The 18479-nt window shown below is 33.7% G+C and carries 13 protein-coding genes; 10 read left to right on the top strand and 3 right to left on the bottom strand.

All coding sequences use genetic code 11. The annotated features are described in order from the left end of the window. Positions 1 to 193: 193 nt before the first annotated feature. Positions 194 to 1801 carry a bacillithiol biosynthesis cysteine-adding enzyme BshC gene (gene bshC, locus ACQ654_RS21450; RefSeq protein WP_430412391.1) on the bottom strand — a complete coding sequence of 536 codons (1608 nt, stop codon included), beginning with the start codon at positions 1799 to 1801 and terminating at the stop codon, positions 194 to 196. Positions 1802 to 1935: 134 nt separating this feature from the next. On the opposite strand from bshC, the gene ACQ654_RS21445 reads away from it, so the two are divergent. After that, entirely contained in the window at positions 1936 to 4416 is a 2481-nt protein-coding gene (locus ACQ654_RS21445) for a M14 metallopeptidase family protein (protein WP_430412390.1), read from the top strand. Positions 4417 to 4572: 156 nt separating this feature from the next. Here the strand turns inward: ACQ654_RS21445 and rimO are convergent, their stop codons facing one another. After that, positions 4573 to 5877, bottom strand: coding sequence for a 30S ribosomal protein S12 methylthiotransferase RimO (gene rimO, locus ACQ654_RS21440; RefSeq protein ID WP_430412389.1), 1305 nt, complete (start codon positions 5875 to 5877; stop codon positions 4573 to 4575). 81 nt (positions 5878 to 5958) lie between these two features. Between rimO and ACQ654_RS21435 the strand changes: the two genes are divergently transcribed. The 8 genes from ACQ654_RS21435 (at position 5959) to ACQ654_RS21400 (ending at position 15114) form a co-directional block, all read left to right on the top strand. Continuing rightward, on the top strand, positions 5959 to 7056 hold the full coding sequence (locus ACQ654_RS21435; RefSeq protein WP_430412388.1) for a serine hydrolase domain-containing protein: 1098 nt from the start codon (positions 5959 to 5961) through the stop codon (positions 7054 to 7056). A 158-nt stretch (positions 7057 to 7214) separates the two neighbouring features. After that, positions 7215 to 8942 (top strand): hypothetical protein, encoded by a 1728-nt coding sequence (locus ACQ654_RS21430; RefSeq protein ID WP_430412387.1) that lies wholly within the window; start codon positions 7215 to 7217, stop codon positions 8940 to 8942. 5 nt (positions 8943 to 8947) lie between these two features. After that, complete coding sequence (locus ACQ654_RS21425) at positions 8948 to 11647, top strand: hypothetical protein (protein WP_430412386.1); 2700 nt, start codon at positions 8948 to 8950, stop codon at positions 11645 to 11647. 6 nt (positions 11648 to 11653) lie between these two features. Next, on the top strand, positions 11654 to 12286 hold the full coding sequence (locus ACQ654_RS21420) for a hypothetical protein (RefSeq protein WP_430412385.1): 633 nt from the start codon (positions 11654 to 11656) through the stop codon (positions 12284 to 12286). 193 nt (positions 12287 to 12479) lie between these two features. After that, positions 12480 to 14171, top strand: coding sequence for a helix-turn-helix domain-containing protein (locus ACQ654_RS21415; RefSeq protein WP_430412384.1), 1692 nt, complete (start codon positions 12480 to 12482; stop codon positions 14169 to 14171). Between the two features lie 79 nt (positions 14172 to 14250). Then, on the top strand, positions 14251 to 14556 hold the full coding sequence (locus ACQ654_RS21410; protein ID WP_430412383.1) for a hypothetical protein: 306 nt from the start codon (positions 14251 to 14253) through the stop codon (positions 14554 to 14556). Positions 14557 to 14653: 97 nt separating this feature from the next. Beyond that, a complete protein-coding gene (locus ACQ654_RS21405; RefSeq protein WP_430412382.1) occupies positions 14654 to 14845 on the top strand; it encodes a hypothetical protein in 192 nt (63 codons plus the stop codon). 50 nt (positions 14846 to 14895) lie between these two features. Further along, positions 14896 to 15114, top strand: a complete 219-nt coding sequence (locus ACQ654_RS21400; protein WP_430412381.1) for a hypothetical protein — start codon at positions 14896 to 14898, stop codon at positions 15112 to 15114. A gap of 194 nt (positions 15115 to 15308) precedes the next feature. Here the strand turns inward: ACQ654_RS21400 and ACQ654_RS21395 are convergent, their stop codons facing one another. Then, positions 15309 to 16952, bottom strand: a complete 1644-nt coding sequence (locus ACQ654_RS21395) for an amidase family protein (protein WP_430412380.1) — start codon at positions 16950 to 16952, stop codon at positions 15309 to 15311. 133 nt (positions 16953 to 17085) lie between these two features. On the opposite strand from ACQ654_RS21395, the gene ACQ654_RS21390 reads away from it, so the two are divergent. After that, positions 17086 to 18426: a fibronectin type III domain-containing protein gene (locus ACQ654_RS21390; RefSeq protein ID WP_430412379.1), complete on the top strand. Its 1341-nt coding sequence runs from the start codon at positions 17086 to 17088 to the stop codon at positions 18424 to 18426. The last annotated feature ends 53 nt before the right edge of the window (positions 18427 to 18479 follow it).

Genomic DNA, 18479 nt, shown 5'->3' with positions numbered 1-18479 from the left:
ACACATTTAAAGAGGTTTTCTGAAAAGTAAAAACATTTACCGTTGTCACATTGAGCATTATTGAAATCAAAATATATTTTGATTGAAAATACCAAGCGAAGCTATCGAAATGCTATGATAATTAATACTGACTATTTCTCGACTGCGCTCGAAATACAACAATTAATACTTTTCAGAAAACCTTTTTATGTTTTTACAACTCCAACACCAAAAACTCGCCTGATAACGGTTGCAAATGTTCCACCAACGTCGGAATTAATTCACTTCCGTATTCCAAATAAAGTTCAGAGAAATTAAGTTGTCTTTCTTGTAATGAATTGTTTGGAAATAAGGCTCCTTGTAATTCCGTACTTCTGGAAACTTTATCTTTTAAGACTCTTTTTTGCGCTGTTAACAAACGTTTTTCAAGATGCCTAATTCCTTTGAGTTGTTTTTTTTCTTGTGCCGCAACTGCGCCAATAAACGATTTGTCCGTTTGTTCGGCAAGTTTATATAAATCTTTGAATTGCTGTTGTAAATGTTCTTTTTGTGATGTAAAATCAATTTCAATAGCACTTAATTCTTTTACTTTTTTAGTGATGAATGCTTCTCGTTTTAGGAATAAATCACGATTGGTGATGTTGAGCTTTTCCATCTTTTCCGATTGCTTTGCTGTTTTTACAACTGCCGAATTTCGCAATAATACCATTGGAAAAGTCACGTTTACCGCTTCAAAATATGATTTCAATTCAAACCAATACGCCAATTCTCCACCGCCGCCAATGTAACAAAGATTTGGCAGAATGATTTCTTGATACAACGGACGCAATAGTGCATTTGGTGAGAAACGCTCAGGAAATTGTTTCACTTCCAGCTGAATTTGATCTTTAGTCCATCTCACGGAAGTGTTATTCACCGTAAAAACACCGTCCGTTTCAATAATACGTTCGCGGATTCCTTTTGTAATATAGAATAAATTGATTTCGCGCGGATTTACCTGAATTTTATACGAATCGTCAACTTCCGTTAGTTTGTTAGCGGTTGCTGTAACTTCTTTGAAAGCAGTTTGCTCAAATAGTTCATTTTCCACAAAAGGAACAAACAATTGTTTCAACGCTTTGTCGTTTCCGTCCACAATGACCAAACCGTATTCTTTGAATAATTCGTTGGCAATATATCGTGTTGCATCTGTAAGATTATCATGTTTTACATACCCGTTTTCAAAAAGCGATTGTAATTCTTTTGCGTTGTTGCTATTTCCTAATTCTTTGGCAAATACTTCAAAAATTTCTTTTAATCCTTCTGTAGATAATTCACCAACTGCACCACTTGCTTCCCGATTCCAACGTACTTTTCTTCCCTTATAATTAAAGTAACATATTTCATCAAAATCATGATCTTCCGAAGCCATCCAATAAATTGGCACAAACTCGTACTTTGGATAGTTTGCTTTTAATTCTTTGGTCAAATTTATAGTTGAAATAATTTTATATAGAAAATATAATGGACCTGTAAACAAGTTCAATTGATGTCCTGTTGTGATGGTAAATGTGTTTTCGGAAGCTACTTTTTGAATATTTTTAAGTGTTGATTCAGAAGTGTTTACATTTGCATATTGACCTTGCAAAGCCTTTACCAATATACTTCTTTGTGATGCATCCGTTAATGTAGATTGCTGTTTTTCTTTGATTTGCGCTTCAAAATTTTCTAATTTCGGAAAGCGATTGTAAAATGGTTGTAGTGTTGATTTTTCTGCTAAGTAATCACACATTAACGTAGAAAAATATCCAGTTTCGTTATAAGCAATACATTCAGTTGGCATAGTTGGTCGTCAGAATTTTAAAGTTGCAAAGATATAGTTATTTGAAATGGAATTTTCTCAAAATTTCGTTAAGATATTCTTTTTCAAAAATTATATTACCTAGCTTTGATGAATATCATAATTCATCATTTATAATGAGACGTCACTTTTTCGCATTACTTTCATTTTTTTTATTTTCTATTTCAGCTTTTTCGCAAACGATTCAATCGCCTTCTGAGTTTTTAGGCTACGAATTGGGAACACGATTCACCAATCATTACCAAGTGGTTGATTATTATCAGTATTTAGCAAAAGCTTCCAACATGATTCAGTTAGAAGAATACGGAAAAACGAATGAACAGCGTTTGTTGCAAATTGCGTACGTTTCTACTTCTGAAAATTTAGGTAATTTAGAGAATATCAGAAAAAGTCATTTGGCAAATGCTGGCATTGGAACTACTACAAATTCCACAAAAAAAGCAGTTGTTTGGCTGAGTTATAATGTGCACGGAAACGAATCGTCCAGTACGGAAGCTTCTATGCAAACTATATATGAACTGATTACGAAAAAGAAAGCTTGGCTTCAAAATACGGTGGTAATTATAGATCCATGTATCAATCCAGATGGACGCGATCGATATGTAAATTGGTACAATCAAGTAGCAAGTATTCCGTTTAACTCGAATCAGAAAGCAAAAGAACACGACGAACCTTGGCCGGGCGGAAGACCAAATCATTATTTGTTTGATTTGAATAGAGATTGGGCGTGGGCAACACAAATAGAAACGCGTCAACGTTTGAAAGTTTACAACAAATGGTTGCCACATATTCACGTCGATTTTCACGAACAAGGAATAAATGAACCGTATTATTTTGCGCCTGCCGCAGAGCCTTTTCACGAAGTAATTACAGATTGGCAACGTGATTTTCAGACGCAAATTGGAAAAAATCATGCAGGTTATTTTGACAAAGAAGGTTGGTTGTATTTTACACGTGAACGATTTGATTTGTTTTATCCAAGTTATGGAGATACGTATCCAACATTTAATGGCGCAATTGGAATGACCTACGAGCAAGCCGGACACGGAATGGCTGGTTTAGGAATTGTGAATGATGAAGGCGATTTGCTAACGTTGAAAGACAGAATTGCGCATCATCATACCACAGGAATGTCTACGGTTGAGATTTCTTCAAAGAATGCTGACAAGTTGAATACAGAGTTTAAAAAATTCTTTAGTAATAAAGAATTCACCTATAAAAGTTATGTATTAGAAGGCGATTTTGATCGACTTAAGAAACTAAGAAATCTTTTAGATCGACATGAAATTAAATATGGCTACACTTCAAATGTAACCGTAAAAGGATTTGATTATGAAAGTGGTTCGCAAAAATCGAAAAATATTGATAATAACTCGCTTGTTGTAAGCACAAATCAACCAAAAGCAAAAATGGTCAAAGTATTATTTGAACCAAAAGCAAAGTTGAGCGATTCACTTACGTATGATATTACGGCTTGGAGTATTCCGTACGCACATGGTTTAAATGCGATTGCTTCAAAAACAATTGTTGCTCCAAAAAACAATCCTGCAATTGGAGTTTCTGTATGTCCGCCAACGCCAACAGCAGCAGCTTATATTTCCAAATGGAATTCGATGAATGATGCTACTTTTTTGAGTACATTATTGCAAGCTGGAATTCGCGTACGTTTTACAGAAAAAGCATTTACTTCAAATGGAAAAACATATAATAGCGGTTCTTTAATTATTACGCGAAGTGATAATAAAAAAGTTGAAAAATTTGATGATATGATGTCTGAGATTGCTATGAAATCGCACATTGCATTATCGCCTGTATCTTCTGGGTTTTCAGATAATGGCGTTGATTTTGGTTCGCCAGATGTGAAAGAAATAAAAATGCCAAAAGTTGCTGTATTATCTGGAAAAGCTACAAATTCGCTTGGTTTTGGAGAACTTTGGTATTTCTTTGAGCAGGAATTAAAGTTCCCTGTAACAAATCTTACTTCGGATAATTTTTCAGCAAACACCTTAAATTCATTCCATATTTTAATTTTACCTAACGGAAGATACACTTCTATATTTGATAAAGATGAATTGAAATTATTGAAAAACTGGGTTTCTCGTGGTGGAAAAGTTATTGCTATTGGAAGCTCATTACAAACATTTGAAGGAAAAGATGGTTTTGGCTTGACTAAAAAAGAAATGGAAGACGAAAAAGATGAAACTACTATTATTTCCTATGCAAAAAGCGAACGTGAAAATGTTTCAAACTATATTACAGGTGCAATTTTTAAAACGAAAGTAGACAACACGCATCCGTTGGCTTTTGGATACAATGAATCATATTTTACATTAAAATTAGGAAGCAATGCCTATGATTATTTAGATAAAGGATATACTGTTTCTTATATAGAAGATAACAAAGCTGTTTCTGGATTTGCAGGATATAAAGCTACTAAAAACATCAAAAACACCTTAGTTTTTGGAGAACATAGAATTGGTAGCGGAAGCATGATATATATGGTAGACAATCCTATGTTTAGAGCTTTTTGGGAAAACGGAAAGTTGTTTTTTGCCAATGCAATTTTCTTGGTAAATAACAATAGCTTCGAACTGTGATTTAGATCGCTAGCGCTTTTAGATCACTTCGTTGTTAGACCGCTTTTCCTTTACACAGTGTCTATTAAAAAGTGGCCTTTTACATTGCAGAAATTCACTCGATATGACGAATCGTTTCCATTCAAAAAATCTCAATACTAAAACCTCATAACTAACTTAAACAGCTGGTTCCGCGTATAAATCAAAATCAGCCGCTTCTGTAACTTTCACATTTACAAATTCGCCTTGTTTTACGTAAAACTTTGCAGCATCAATTAAGACTTCATTATCAACATCTGGAGAGTCAAATTCGGTACGACCGACAAAATAATTTCCTTCTTTACGATCAATGATACATTTGAATGTTTGCCCAATTTTTTGTTGATTTAATTCCCAAGAAATTTGTGACTGAATTTCCATAATTTGGTTTGCACGATCTTGTTTTACATCTTCTGGCACATCGTCTTCTAAATTATAGGCATGTGTATTTTCTTCATGAGAATAGGTAAAACATCCTAAACGCTCAAAACGCATTTCTTCCACCCATTTTTTTAGTGTTTGAAAATGCTCTTCTGTTTCTCCTGGATAACCAACAATTAACGTCGTACGAATGGTCATTTCTGGAACTGCCGTTCTAAATTGTTTTAATAATTTAGTCGTTTTTGCTTGATTTGTTCCACGTCGCATTGACTTTAAAATATCATCTGCAATGTGTTGTAATGGAATGTCTAAGTAGTTACAAATTTTCGGTTCTTCGTTCATCACATCTAACACGTCCAAAGGAAAACCTGCTGGAAACGCGTAGTGTAAACGAATCCACTCGATTCCTTCTACTTTTACCAATTCTTTTAGCAATTCGGCTAGGTTACGTTTTTTGTATAAATCTAATCCGTAATAGGTTAAATCTTGTGCTATTAGGATCAACTCTTTTACACCTTTTGCCGCTAACTTTTCGGTTTCTGTCACCAGATGTTCAATTGGTTTCGATTTGTGTTTCCCGCGCATTAACGGAATTGCACAAAAAGAACACGGACGATCGCAACCTTCTGCAATTTTTAGATATGCGTAGTTTTTTGGTGTTGTTGTAATTCGTTCACCAATCAATTCATGTTTATAATCTGCGCCAAGCGCTTTTAACAAACGTGGCAAATCTGACGTTCCAAAATATTGATCAACATCTGGAATCTCAGCTTCTAAATCTGGCTTATAACGCTCACTCAAACAACCTGTTACAAAAACTTTATCAACAACGCCTTCTTCCTTCTTCTGAACGTAATCTAAAATAGTATTTACACTTTCTTCTTTTGCATTATTGATGAATCCGCAGGTATTAATTACGACAATATTTCCTTCTTCTTCATGCGCCACTTCTTTTCCGTTGGCTTTCAATTGTCCCATCAAAACTTCAGAATCATACACATTCTTAGAGCATCCAAGTGTTACTACATTGATTTTGTTTTTCTTTAAAGTCTTTGTTCTCATATCAAAAAATTCAGTTGGCAAAGATACAATCTAATTTAAACCTTTGGCATATTTAACGGTCTTAATATTCAAATCCCAAAAATGAACCGACTGTTTTCTTTATTGTTGCTTGTTTTTTTATTGTTTTTCACAAATTGTGCCTCAGAAGCTATTGATGAAATTCCGCAAGAAGAAACACCTTTGGAAACGCCTGTATTGCCTTCAACATACTTTCCCCCATTAAATTCAGCTACTTGGGAAACTAATTCAATGTCAGATTTGGGTTGGAACGAAACACAATTGCAGCCACTTTTAGAATATCTCGAAACAAAAAACACAAAGAGTTTTATCATTTTACACAAAGGAAAAATTATTGTCGAAAGTTACATGAATAATCATACTGAAACGTCTCCTTGGTATTGGGCAAGCGCTGGAAAAACGTTAACTACAGCTGTTGCTGGAATTGCGCAAGAAGAAAACCTCATCAATCTTACCGATAAAGTTTCTGATTATATTGGCATAAATTGGACAAGTGCCACGCTGGAAAAAGAAAACTTAATTACGTGTAAAAATCTATTGTCTATGACCTCTGGTTTGGATGATAGTTTGGGTGACGGAATTGCACCAAACGATTTACACTATCTTTCAGATGCTGGAGCGCGTTGGGCGTATCATGGTGTTTTTCTAAAAATGCAGGATGTTATTGCTTCCGCGAGTAATCAATCGTGGGATGATTATTTTACTATAAAATTGAAAACTAGAATTGGCATGACTGGCGCGTGGATTCAAAATGGAAATACGAATGTGTATTGGAGTACAACTCGAAGCATGGCGCGTTTTGGCTTGTTAATGGCAGAAAATGGCACATGGGAAGATACTCAAATTATTCCTGAAAATTTTCTAAATGAAGCTACTGCTACTTCTCAAAACCTCAACAAAGCGTATGGTTATTTGTGGTGGCTTAATGGAAAAGCGTCATATCGTTTGCCACAAATACAAGTAGAGTTTTCTGGAGCATTGGTTCCAAATGCACCGCAAGATATGTATTGCGCTTTGGGGAAAAATGATCAAAAAATATACATTGTTCCAAGCAGAGATTTAGTCATCATTCGAATGGGAGAATCTGCTGACGATTCAAATTTTGCACTTTCAAACTTTGACAATGAACTTTGGGAGAAAATTAATCTTCTTATAAATTAAATTCCTACTTATCCCTAATTTCAAAATCACGTATTTATACGTTTACTATTTCAAATTTACTATTATAAATTGCATACGATCAATTTAGAACAAACTTTAGTCCTACCAAAAGCAAAACTGTTTTAAACAGTATAGTATTAATCATTTTTAATAGCCATATGAAAGGAAACGAAACACTTGCCGGTTACGACATGACACTCGCCTTGTCCGAAAACACCATTAATTACCAATTCCAAGAATTACACAAACGAAATATCATCCACAAAAAATGGGGAATTTTATCTGGAAAAACAAAAGTTGGTGATACAGAAAAAGATTTTCATATTACAGATCAAGATGCAAATTTTAAACAAAAGTTAAAACGCTGGATTGCGTTACAGGAAAAAATTGCAACAGCTCGTGAAAACGGAAAATGGGAAGATATTGGTCCACTAATAAACACTTTGGAAACGGAAAATGTGAATTTTAATTTTGGTTGGGATGCAAATTTGAAAGCCCCAAAAATTAGTATCATCCAAAATGATCCAAAAAACCTAATCCTACACGTCCGATTTAAAAGTGGGAAACTGTATTACAGAGCCGATAAAACTAACGCCGTCGAAACTCACAACTTAAAAGATTTGGTTTATGCGTTTACAGTGCCTATTGGGCAATTGAAAGTAAACAAAGAAAATATGATTTTAGATGCTGGAGATGAAGCCAAAAAAATCATTAGAGAAAGTGGTTTAACAGACCAAGATTTTACTATAGAAAGCTTGTTTTTAAATTTCCAAGATGCCAATATTTCTACGTTTGATAAAAGTAACAGTACATTTCCTAAAGTGGCAAGTTTGGCTTTTGAGGTTGCTATTGAAAACTATTTCAATGTTATTTTACAAGAAGAAGAGCATTCGTATATATTAGGATATTCTGTACAACGAAAAAAAATAAAAGCTTCCGAAAAAGCAATGTTTCAGCCAACTTCGCTAGCATTTTCTACTTCTTACAGCAATCATCAAAAGAAACCAGGACAGTTTAGTGCATTTAACTTTTTAATGATGTTAAATGATACAAAACCGCCAACAAACACAACTGCTGGAATTCTTCCAAAAAGTTTAATTGAACTCGGAAAAGATACAAGCAGCACAACTGACGGTGTTTTTGCGTTACAAAACAATCATTTCAATACCTACTTAACATCTTTAGATACTTATGTGCAAAGTGTATTTAAAGGTTTGGATGGAACGAAACTCAGACATGGGTTTAAAAATGGTGTTATGGTTTTAGACAAACATGAAAACCACAAAGACGACACTATTGATACTGTATTTACGATTACAAAAGAATCTGTAAAAAATACCAGTAACAATTCTGGGATTTCTGTACGGTACAAAATTGAAATAAGTACTACGGTAATTGTAAAAGCTTGGTTTGTAAAAGTTGGTGAAAAGACGCTCTCTACAAATGGAAAGTATACAAAAGATGAAATCAAGAAAAAAGGTGCTCCTGGTTATTTAGATTTTACGATCACTGCTGGTAAAACTGGTCGTTTCGATTTAGATCACAATCTAGTAAAACCATCAATAGCTTTTGATGAAAATCCAAACTTATTTGGAAACGGCTTTTGGAAAGATTTACTTAATATTTTAAGCATTGTCGTTTCATGGGTAATTATTGTTGCAAATGCAATTGTTACACAAATCACGGTTGATTTAGGAAAAGGTAGTGCTTCAAGTTCTAGCTCCTTAATTTCCAAACTTAATGATATTGATGTACTGAATCAGACCAATAAAATCATTCTTCCGCTTGGAAAAGTATACACGTTTAAAAACTTACGCATTGAAGATAAGCAAGATATCGTTGCATATGACATTTCATATGCGCCTGTAATTGAAAACCAAAATTAAAAATTATGAACGTAGATCCACAATTTCAAATTACGAAAGACGACAATGTAACTGTCGATTTTTATAGCGAATTGATGAATAATTACTTTCCAGAATCAGCTATTGATGCTGGAGACACGATTCGCTCTATGATGGTTGCGCCCGAACAACCACTTATTTTTTGTTTGACTAAAGAAGGACTTTTACAAGGTATTTTACGATCAGAAGGTTCTGCTTCAGGTTGGATAAAACTACTACTATCCGAAGGAAAAGTTACTTCGTTTGAATTGGAATACAATGTAGATGAAGACCATTTTCAATTGGCAAAAGTGGAAGATAATAAAGTGTGGATTTCTGATGAAATTCCGCTCGATTCAACTCAATTTGAAACACTTGACAAAAGTATTTCTTGGTCTTCTATGCAAGCAAATGACGCTTCGGAAACAATAAATAAAGTTTCTATTGGTGTAGAACATGTAATTTTTGCAACAACAACTACAAATAAAGATGCCCAATATTACATTTCTCAATTAGATGAACTAGAACCAAAACCATATACACTTCCTGAGAACGGAATGAAAATTACACAGTTCGAATTGGGGAATTTTCAATACAACAATGGTGTGTTTTTATTATATGATATTGGCAAAGAACGTTCGTTTATATTTCAATCGTTTCCTGATGAATACTATGATAAAACCATCAAAGTTCGTTTTGAAAACAACGAATTTATCAACTGTTTTACATTGGTTGAATCTGATGATGCTAACGATGTTGTGTATGCCGCAGGAACACAAATACATCAATACATTACAGCAAAAGACAATCAAGATTTTGAAGTAACTACACTTGCAGGAAAACTTGGCGATATCAAAAAAATTGCCGCTGCAAAACATGAAGATGAACACAGTGTTTGGTCGTTAGATGCGAACGGATTACACTATCAAACGAATCATTTTTTCGATCAAAAATCTCAGAGTTTCAGCACAGGAAAATGGACACAACCTATTTTAATGGAAGCAAATGCAGCACAATTTAGTTGTGTAAAAGGAAAAGGAATTCGAAACCAATTATTCTCTATCAGTACTAAATATGGAAGCAAATTAACGCGACTTTGGCAAGATAGTGTCACAACACTTTGGAACTCAAACACACTTACCATCAAAGGACTTGACAGTTTAAAAGAAGTAGAATCGTATTCTGCACATGTCCGATTTAATAGCAAAGCCGTTAAAACATTTCAAGGTTTAGAAGTTAAACTAAGTGCGGAAAGTAATCTTTTTATTTATGTTGATAATAAAAGTTATCACATTGGTCCAAATCATGAAATAAGTATTTCATTAGGTGCATTGCCTGAGTTTACAATTATTTGTCCCGTAAAAGATATTGCTTCTTCCAGAATTTTTATCAATGCAGATTTCCTAAAAGAAACACAAGCAATTAATCTTGCGGGGAAAGTGCTAGAACGTTTGGGTGAAAAAGTAAAAACAGGAACCGATTTAGCAAAAGCTACAAAACAAAACGGAGAACTTTTAGTTGCTAAAGGAACTGACACTGCTACTTTAAAAAGTGCCGCAGACGGAATTCAGCAAATGTTATCGGTTGCAAAAACAATGGAAAATGATTCCAATGCAACTTTAAAACGAACTACGTTTACTATTGACAACACCAATCAAAAAATACAAATGCGAAGCGCAATTGCTTCACCACAAACTGTCATACCTGAAGGACTCACGTTGGGCGATTTTTTACATTCAATTTTGGATGGCGCACAACAAGCGGTTGAGTTTATTGTAGATAAAGTAAAAGAAGGTGTGAAATTTGTAATTAAAATTGGCGAACAAGTGTTTAATTGGATTGTAACTACCATTCAAGAAATTGGAAGTTTCATTCAGAAAATATTTGATGCGATTAAAGTTTTCTTTGAAGATTTATTTAAATTTTTAGCATTCTTATTTGATTGGGACGCCATTGTAGCTACCAAAGAAGCTTTTAAAGATTTTACCAACGAAGCAATTTTGAGTTTAAAAGGAGAAATTGAAAACATCAAGAAATTTGTAAGTGATACTTTGAAAAAAGAAATTGAAAAATTTTCTCCCGATTTGGTTGATATTCCTGATTCGCTCGGAAAAATTGATCCGTCTGAACCTTCTAAAGAAAGTACTGCCGATCCGCGATCAAATTGGTTAAATTCTAAAAAAGGCTATTTAAACGACAGTGAGCAAAAACCATTAAAAGAACGAATACCTTCCGATTTTACTGATGTTTTAGAAAAATTCTTTGAAGAAGCAAAAGGTATTTTAGCAGAAGCTGGAAAAGGTATTGACATCAAGGTGAAAAACATTATTGCCAATTTTAAAGATATGATTTCAGGTAAAGTGAGTTTTCTAGACTTCTTAAAATTGTTGTTGGAAGATTTTGCAGGATTGGGACTCTTTTTAGTAGAAAAATTGATGAATTTAATTTTCACCTCACTAACAACGTTGATCGATGTGGCTTTGGTAGGATTGAACAAAGAATGGGAAATTCCTTTGATTACGGAACTTTACAAATCAATTACAAAAAGTGACGAATTTACATTCTTAGATGTAATGTGTCTTTTTGTAGCAATTCCAGCCACAATTCTATACAAAATTGGCGAAGGAAAAGCGCCTTTTGGCGAAGGAAAAACCAAAGAGGAATTTGTAAACAGAGGACAAACTATTTTTCAATTGAATTTAAACTAAACAATCATGACAAAAAAAGAAGATACTACACAAGAAAATGACACTACGGTTAGTGATGTTGATAAGGTATTTGCTATTAGTGGCATTGCGTTGTCTGGTTTGGCACTTTTATTTTATCCCGTAGAAGAAATTGCAGATAGCACAGAAACCGAATTAGGATTTGTAGGCACCGTTTCTAAAGTAATTTCGGGACTCGGTTTGATTGGCACACTTTGGTCAATGGGTTTATTATACACGGAAGAAACAGAAGATATGCCGCCTGCATTAAAATGGGTTTTAATTCCATTGCTTGTATTGGATGTGTTTTTAATTTTATTATTGATAGGAATGAGAGCGCTCAACACAACAAGCGTTGGAACCGTTGGAAGTTTTGTTTTAAAATTTATAAAACCTGTTATCTGTACATTAGGAGCTGTTGGCTTAATTGTGGGAATGGCTGTAATGCCAAAAAAACTATTGAAGATGTCTTTCATCGGAATGGCAATTCATTATTTACCTGCGGCTTTAGGATACGCGCCAATTAATAAACAACCTTTTTATGTATTGGTCGTTTTTGTCCGTACTGGCGGATTGATTACTGCCTTGGCTGGTGATATTATTGATGTTGCTACGGAAGAAAAACCGAAATTAGAAGCTTAGTTAAATATAGAAAAGCATATTAGATTTTGAGTCTACTCAATGTGTAATGTGCTTTTTCTTTTTTTATTTTACATAACACATAAAGTTAATATTATCTTAGATTTATAGAAATAACACATTAGATTGCTACATTTTGGATAATGTAATAATTGATCCTTTTCTGAATATGTTGTTGTTTTAAAAGAATTGAGTTATGAGAACTTTAGTATTGGTATTGTATGTTTTTATCAGTCATGTGAATGCACAAAATGATTTAGCTACTCAAGAATCATTTGATGAATTGAAATCATTATATGCTAAGTTTGTTTATAAAGATGCTTCCAAAGCATTGACTTACGCTATTAAAGGAAAAGAGTTGGCTTTGGTCAAAGGAAACGATGAACAATTGGTTCAGTTCTTTTATTATATTTCCAAATGTCAAAATCGATTGGATAGAAACACCATCGCTTTAAAAAACATTGAAGCCGCCATAGCACAAGGTGCAACTGCAAAAGACACTCTTTTTTTACCTAAATGCTTCACTTTAAAAGGAATTATTCTTTCTGAATTAGGAGAAGATTCTAAAGCATTGATTGCTTATTTAAAGGTGAAAGAGTACGCCGCTAAAATAGAAAACTATCCGTATGAAATTCATTTTCTGATTAGTATTGCTTCGATCAAAAAAAAGCATAAAGATTTTCAAGAAGCCATTGATGTATATAAAAGTGTTTTGAAAAACCTGAATATTTTGGAAAGTTCTGGAGATAGATTGTATTACAGACTTCTTTCATATATGCATATTGCAGATGCTTACCTTTGGATGGATAAACCAAATGATGCAGAAATATATAATAATGCGGGATTGCAGAAATGCTCTGAGAAAGATAACTCCTGGGCATATTATATTTTATTAATGAATAAAGCAATCATTTCTTACCAAAGAGAACATTATGAAGAAGCTATTGTATTAACAACACAAGTTAGAGATTCATCCAAAGTGAACAACGAAAATTTATATCTTACCTCTTTATTTTATCTCGGAAAAAGTTCTTATCAATTAAAAGAATACAAAGAAGCCATATTCTACTTAGAAAATGCGTACACTAAAATAAATGCTTCTGCAGATGTAGATATAAACGAAAAAGAGTTTCATCAGTTCCTAGCACTTGCATATTTTAAAGTGAAAAATCCTGAAAAAGCAGAATTTCATTTTCAAAAATATACCGCACTTGAAAAAAAGCAGCATATTGAAGATTTAAAAATCAACAATGAAACTCATAAACTTATCGATATTTCTCCTTTAAAAACTGAGATAGCATCACTGGGAGACGAATTATCAAAGCAAAATAAAAACAAAAAAGGATTCATTATTTTATCTGTCGTTTTACTGCTTCTCTTTCTCAGCAGTATTTTCTATTATAAACTCAGAGAAAAATCTAGAAAGAAAAAATTTAACGAACTACTCAAAAAAGTTACTGAATTAGAAAATATTCAAGAGAAAAAAGTAGTTTCCCGAAAAGATGAAATTTCTGATAAAAATGTGAATGTAATTTTAGATAAGATTGAAAACTTTGAAAAAGGAGCACACTATTTGTCTACAGAATGTAGCTTAAGTTTTATAGCTGAAAAACTAGAAACAAATGCTACCTATTTATCGAAAGTAATTAATAGATACAAAGGAAAATCGTACACAGCATATATTACAGAATTACGAATCAATACAGCATTGGTGAGGTTAAAGAATGAAAAAAAGCTTCAGTCATACACAATTAAAGCAATCGCTGAGGAATTCGGATTCAAAAGACAAGAGACATTTTCAAGAGCTTTTAAGGCGCAAACCGGAATATATCCTTCCCAATATTTAAAAAACCTCTCAAAAAACAACATATCTATTGATAAATCATGAATTGTCAATAACATAATTTTTATTTTAGGTCAATTTTTTTTTGCTTCATTACATATTAATCATACCAAATAAAATATTTATGAAAAAAAAGAATCTTAACGGTCTAGCATTAAAAAAGTATTGCGTTTCAAACCTAAGCTTACTTCACAAAAAAAGAGGAGGAAATATCAATACTGATACTGAAACAGGATTAGCAACTACAGGTCCAACCAATTCAACACCATCTATGTATACTGAATGTACAGCTATAAACGGATCAAATATTTCTGATTGTATGACAACGAAGGCAGGCGACTGTGAATGCAATACCAACACAGGAACTTCGAAGGCACAACCTCCATCAGAACATCAAACTTGTGCAGTAAGCAATCATTTTTCACATTAATTAATAAGATTGACACATCATGATGCATCAACACCTTTGTTTTATGTTTTAAGAAAAAAAAAGTTGCTTTACTTCATCAATTTTAAACACAATTATGATGAAAAAACAACATTCAAAATTATTGAAACTCAACAAAAAAGTGATTACCAATTTCTCTATTTATGGAGGTGCTCCGCCACCAAGAGATACTGAATATTCTACATGTTCACTGCCATTGGAAGAAGAAGAAAGTGAGCATCCAAACACAACATCAACGTATGCATTAACCTTTAAATTATCGTGTTACTAATCTGAGCTCTGTTAGTGATGTAATAAAACAAAAACTTAAAAATTATAATCATGAAGAAAAAAATAAAAACTTTAGTCTTAAAGAAAAAGACAATAAGTGATTTACAAGAAATTGTAAAAGGTGGCGAACAAGCTTCAGGCGGTATAATTTGTAAAACGTATACCCAAGCTCCGCCTAGTCCAATCACGATACCCGCAGATGGATGTAGAGATACTGTACGCAATTGGTGCGATTCACGATTTGGAGGTTGTGATTCTTATTATTGCTAATGGTGTATTGTAAAAAAAGTACACTTACCATTGCGTTAAGGATAGCAGCAATTGTTTGAGCTCTTTTGATTTGGATTCCTGCCTAAGCAGGAAATACAAAGGAAAAAGCGAGTGCGGATAGCCTGACCGAAATAAAAAAATGCACAACTAAAGAGTGTGCATTTTTTTGTTTTGGGAACGCCCAAATGAATAGATTACTTATAATTTTTAGGAGCTTTTCGCATCTTGGAAGCTTGCTCGTACACGTATGCCCATTCTAATAAACTTTTTTCTGTAAACGCCTTTCCAATAAATGTTAAGCCTTTTGGTGCTCCTTCTTCGGTATAGCCCATCGGAACTGTTAATGCAGGATATGCTGCAACTGCCGCAAACGCCGCATGATAGTTATTTATGGATAAAACGCCGTCTAAATTGTGTGCTTTCATAGGAATATCGAAGAATGATTTTCCGTTGGCATGTAATATTTTTTTCATGTTTGAGAATTCTTCTTCTGTTGCCGAATCGTTTACAATTCCGTAGAATAATTTTTGTCCGTACGGCATTGCTGTTGCCGAATCTTTTTTATTGAATTCAATTACATCTTGAACCGAATTGAATGAAATTTCTTTTCCCGTATGATGTTTAAAATACATTGGTAAATCTTTCTTCATGTCTAAATTTAATAGACTGATAAATTTTGGCAAGTCTATTTCTTCTTCTTCAATTTCAACAATAGTTGCTCCTTGCGCTTTTAATACATCAACAGCTTTTACATATAATGTATCTGACATTAAACGCTTTATGGCGCCAAATCGTTTTCCTTTTACGGAAGGGTTGCCGTTTCTAATACTTGAATAGTAATAACTTCCCGGATATTTAAACGTCTTACTTTTACTATCAGATGGATCGTATCCATACAAAGCCGCTAGCAAAATTGCATTGTCAATAACACTTTTTGTCATCGGTCCAGGTGTGTCTAAAGTACTTGAAATTGGTACAATTCCTGAGCGACTCAATAATCCGATAGTTGGTTTGAGTCCAACTACAGAGTTTTGACTTGAAGGCGAAAGTATCGATCCTGCAGTTTCTGTTCCAACGGCGGCAACTGCAAAATTTGCGGCAATAGCTACGCCACTTCCTGAACTTGAGCCGCCAGTATCAATTATTTTTCTTCCGTACGGATTTAATGTTTGTCCACCAACGGCGCTGTAACCACTTGGGCAATCGCCACAGAAAAAGTATGCCCATTCACTTAAATTAGCTTTTCCAAGAATTAAAGCACCTTCTTGTTTCAGTCGAACAGTTATGAAAGCATCGTTTGTATTGTTGTTTTTTAAGGCAACTGCACCTGCCGTAGTTGGCATCCCGGAAGCGTTTACATTATCTTTTAGAAGAATTGGCATTCCAAAAATCAGTGATTTCAATCTTTTATTGAGAAATTCTTGATCTTTTTGCTTTGCTTCTGCAATAACATTTGGGTTTATACTGATTATTGAATTTAATGATAATTCATTATTTCGATCATATTTTTTGATTCGATATAGATAAAATTTCACCAATGTTTCATAGGTGAAGATTTGTGCGACTCTACTTTTATGCAACTCTAGAATATTTTTCTCTAAAATATAAGGCTTTAATTTTTGATAATCGCTTTCTGTAAAACTTTCCATTTCGGCAGCTAAAGAAGACAAAAACAATTGATTATCAATCACTTTCGAATCTAACACCTTAAAGTCAGTTAACTCTTTTGCACTGATAGCAGAGATGTCACTTTCTTCTTTTTCAACTTCTTTAGCTTGCTCTTTTGTTCCGCAAGCAATGAATAGAAATACAATGGCTAGGAATATAATTTTCTTCATTTTGATTCGTTATTATATGAGTGTATAAATATACAATCTAAAAGTTTAACTAATAGATTGTTGTTTTTTTACCTTCTAAATGATAAACTCTTTATTGTTTTTATATATTTGTGATGAACGAAAAAAAAAATTTATGAAAAAAGTAGTTTTACTTCTACTGATTATTGGACTTACCTCATCTTGTTCGGATGATGTACTAATCCCAGAAATTATACAACCTTGTCAGCCTGTTGTATCATCTTTTACTTCAAATATAACGGATATTTCAGCAAGATTAAATTGGTGTGGAAGCGTTAATGACGCTGGAGAATGTTTACCTGTTACTGGAGTTACTTGGGTAGTATCTTATGGAGCTCCTGGATTTGATCCAGATACGGGAACTATTGTAAATGCACCAACAACAAGTACCAATATTGGTGGACTTACGCCACAGACATCTTATGAGTTTTATGTAAAATCAGATTGTAACTTAGATAATAACGAGTGGTTTGGACCTTTATTGTTTCGCACTTCTTGTCCAGCTCCTTCAGATTTAGCTATCACAAACTTAACTAAAACTTCAGCTACATTTAATTGGATTCCAGGCGGAACTGAAATTGCTTGGGAAATTAAATATGGTGAAGTAGGATTCAATTTAGATGAAGTACCTACAGTTGCAACAGGAAACAGTACAGAACATACTGTCATGAATTTACAACCAAATACGGAGTATGAATTTTATGTTCGTGCAAACTGTAATGACACTACAGACGGAAGCCAAGCTGGAAGTTCTAGTTCTTTTACAGGACCTTTCAGATTTATTACATGCTTACCTCCATTAAACTTAACAAGTACACCAACACAGAATTCTGTCGTTTTAGATTGGGATTCGAATGGAGAAACAAGTTGGGAAGTTCGTTACGGAGAAGCAGCTGGATTTACGCCTGATACAGCAACCGCAGTAACTACAAATAACTCAACATACACTGTTACAGGTTTATGCCCAGAAACATTGTATACGTTTGTTGTAAGAAGCTCTTGTGGAACAACAGTAACAAGTGCTTGGGTAAATTCTGGAGTTGTCGGAACACCACCTTTAGGTTATACAGGAATGTATACATATGAAGAAATTGGAAATACTGACGAACCAGTTTTTGGAGATCCTGCTACAGTAGAAATTGTAAGTGTTTCAGATACGGAAAGAAGTATAACTGTGAAATACTTAGCAAACTTAGATGTTGCTGGAACTCAGCCAACAATGACATTTAATTTTACACTAAATTGTGATGGAACAGTAAGTGTAAATAATGATCAAGATACAAACTTTAACTGTGGAGGCGATAATGTATTGTTAGGATTAGGTGCCGCGACACCAACTACATATGATATGATAGATGATAACACAATTGATATCAGATTTATTGAAGATACTGGTAGCGCAATGTGTACCAATGCTCCAATGACGGAAGTTGTTATTCGATTGACGAAGATTTAGTCAATAGACTATTCAATATAAAAAAAGCTACATATGATAAATATGTAGCTTTT

The organism is Kordia sp. (assembly GCF_965283645.1).
GTDB lineage: Bacteria > Bacteroidota > Bacteroidia > Flavobacteriales > Flavobacteriaceae > Kordia.
The sequence above is the reverse complement of the archived record's forward strand: the minus strand, read 5'-3'. Positions and strand labels throughout refer to the sequence as shown.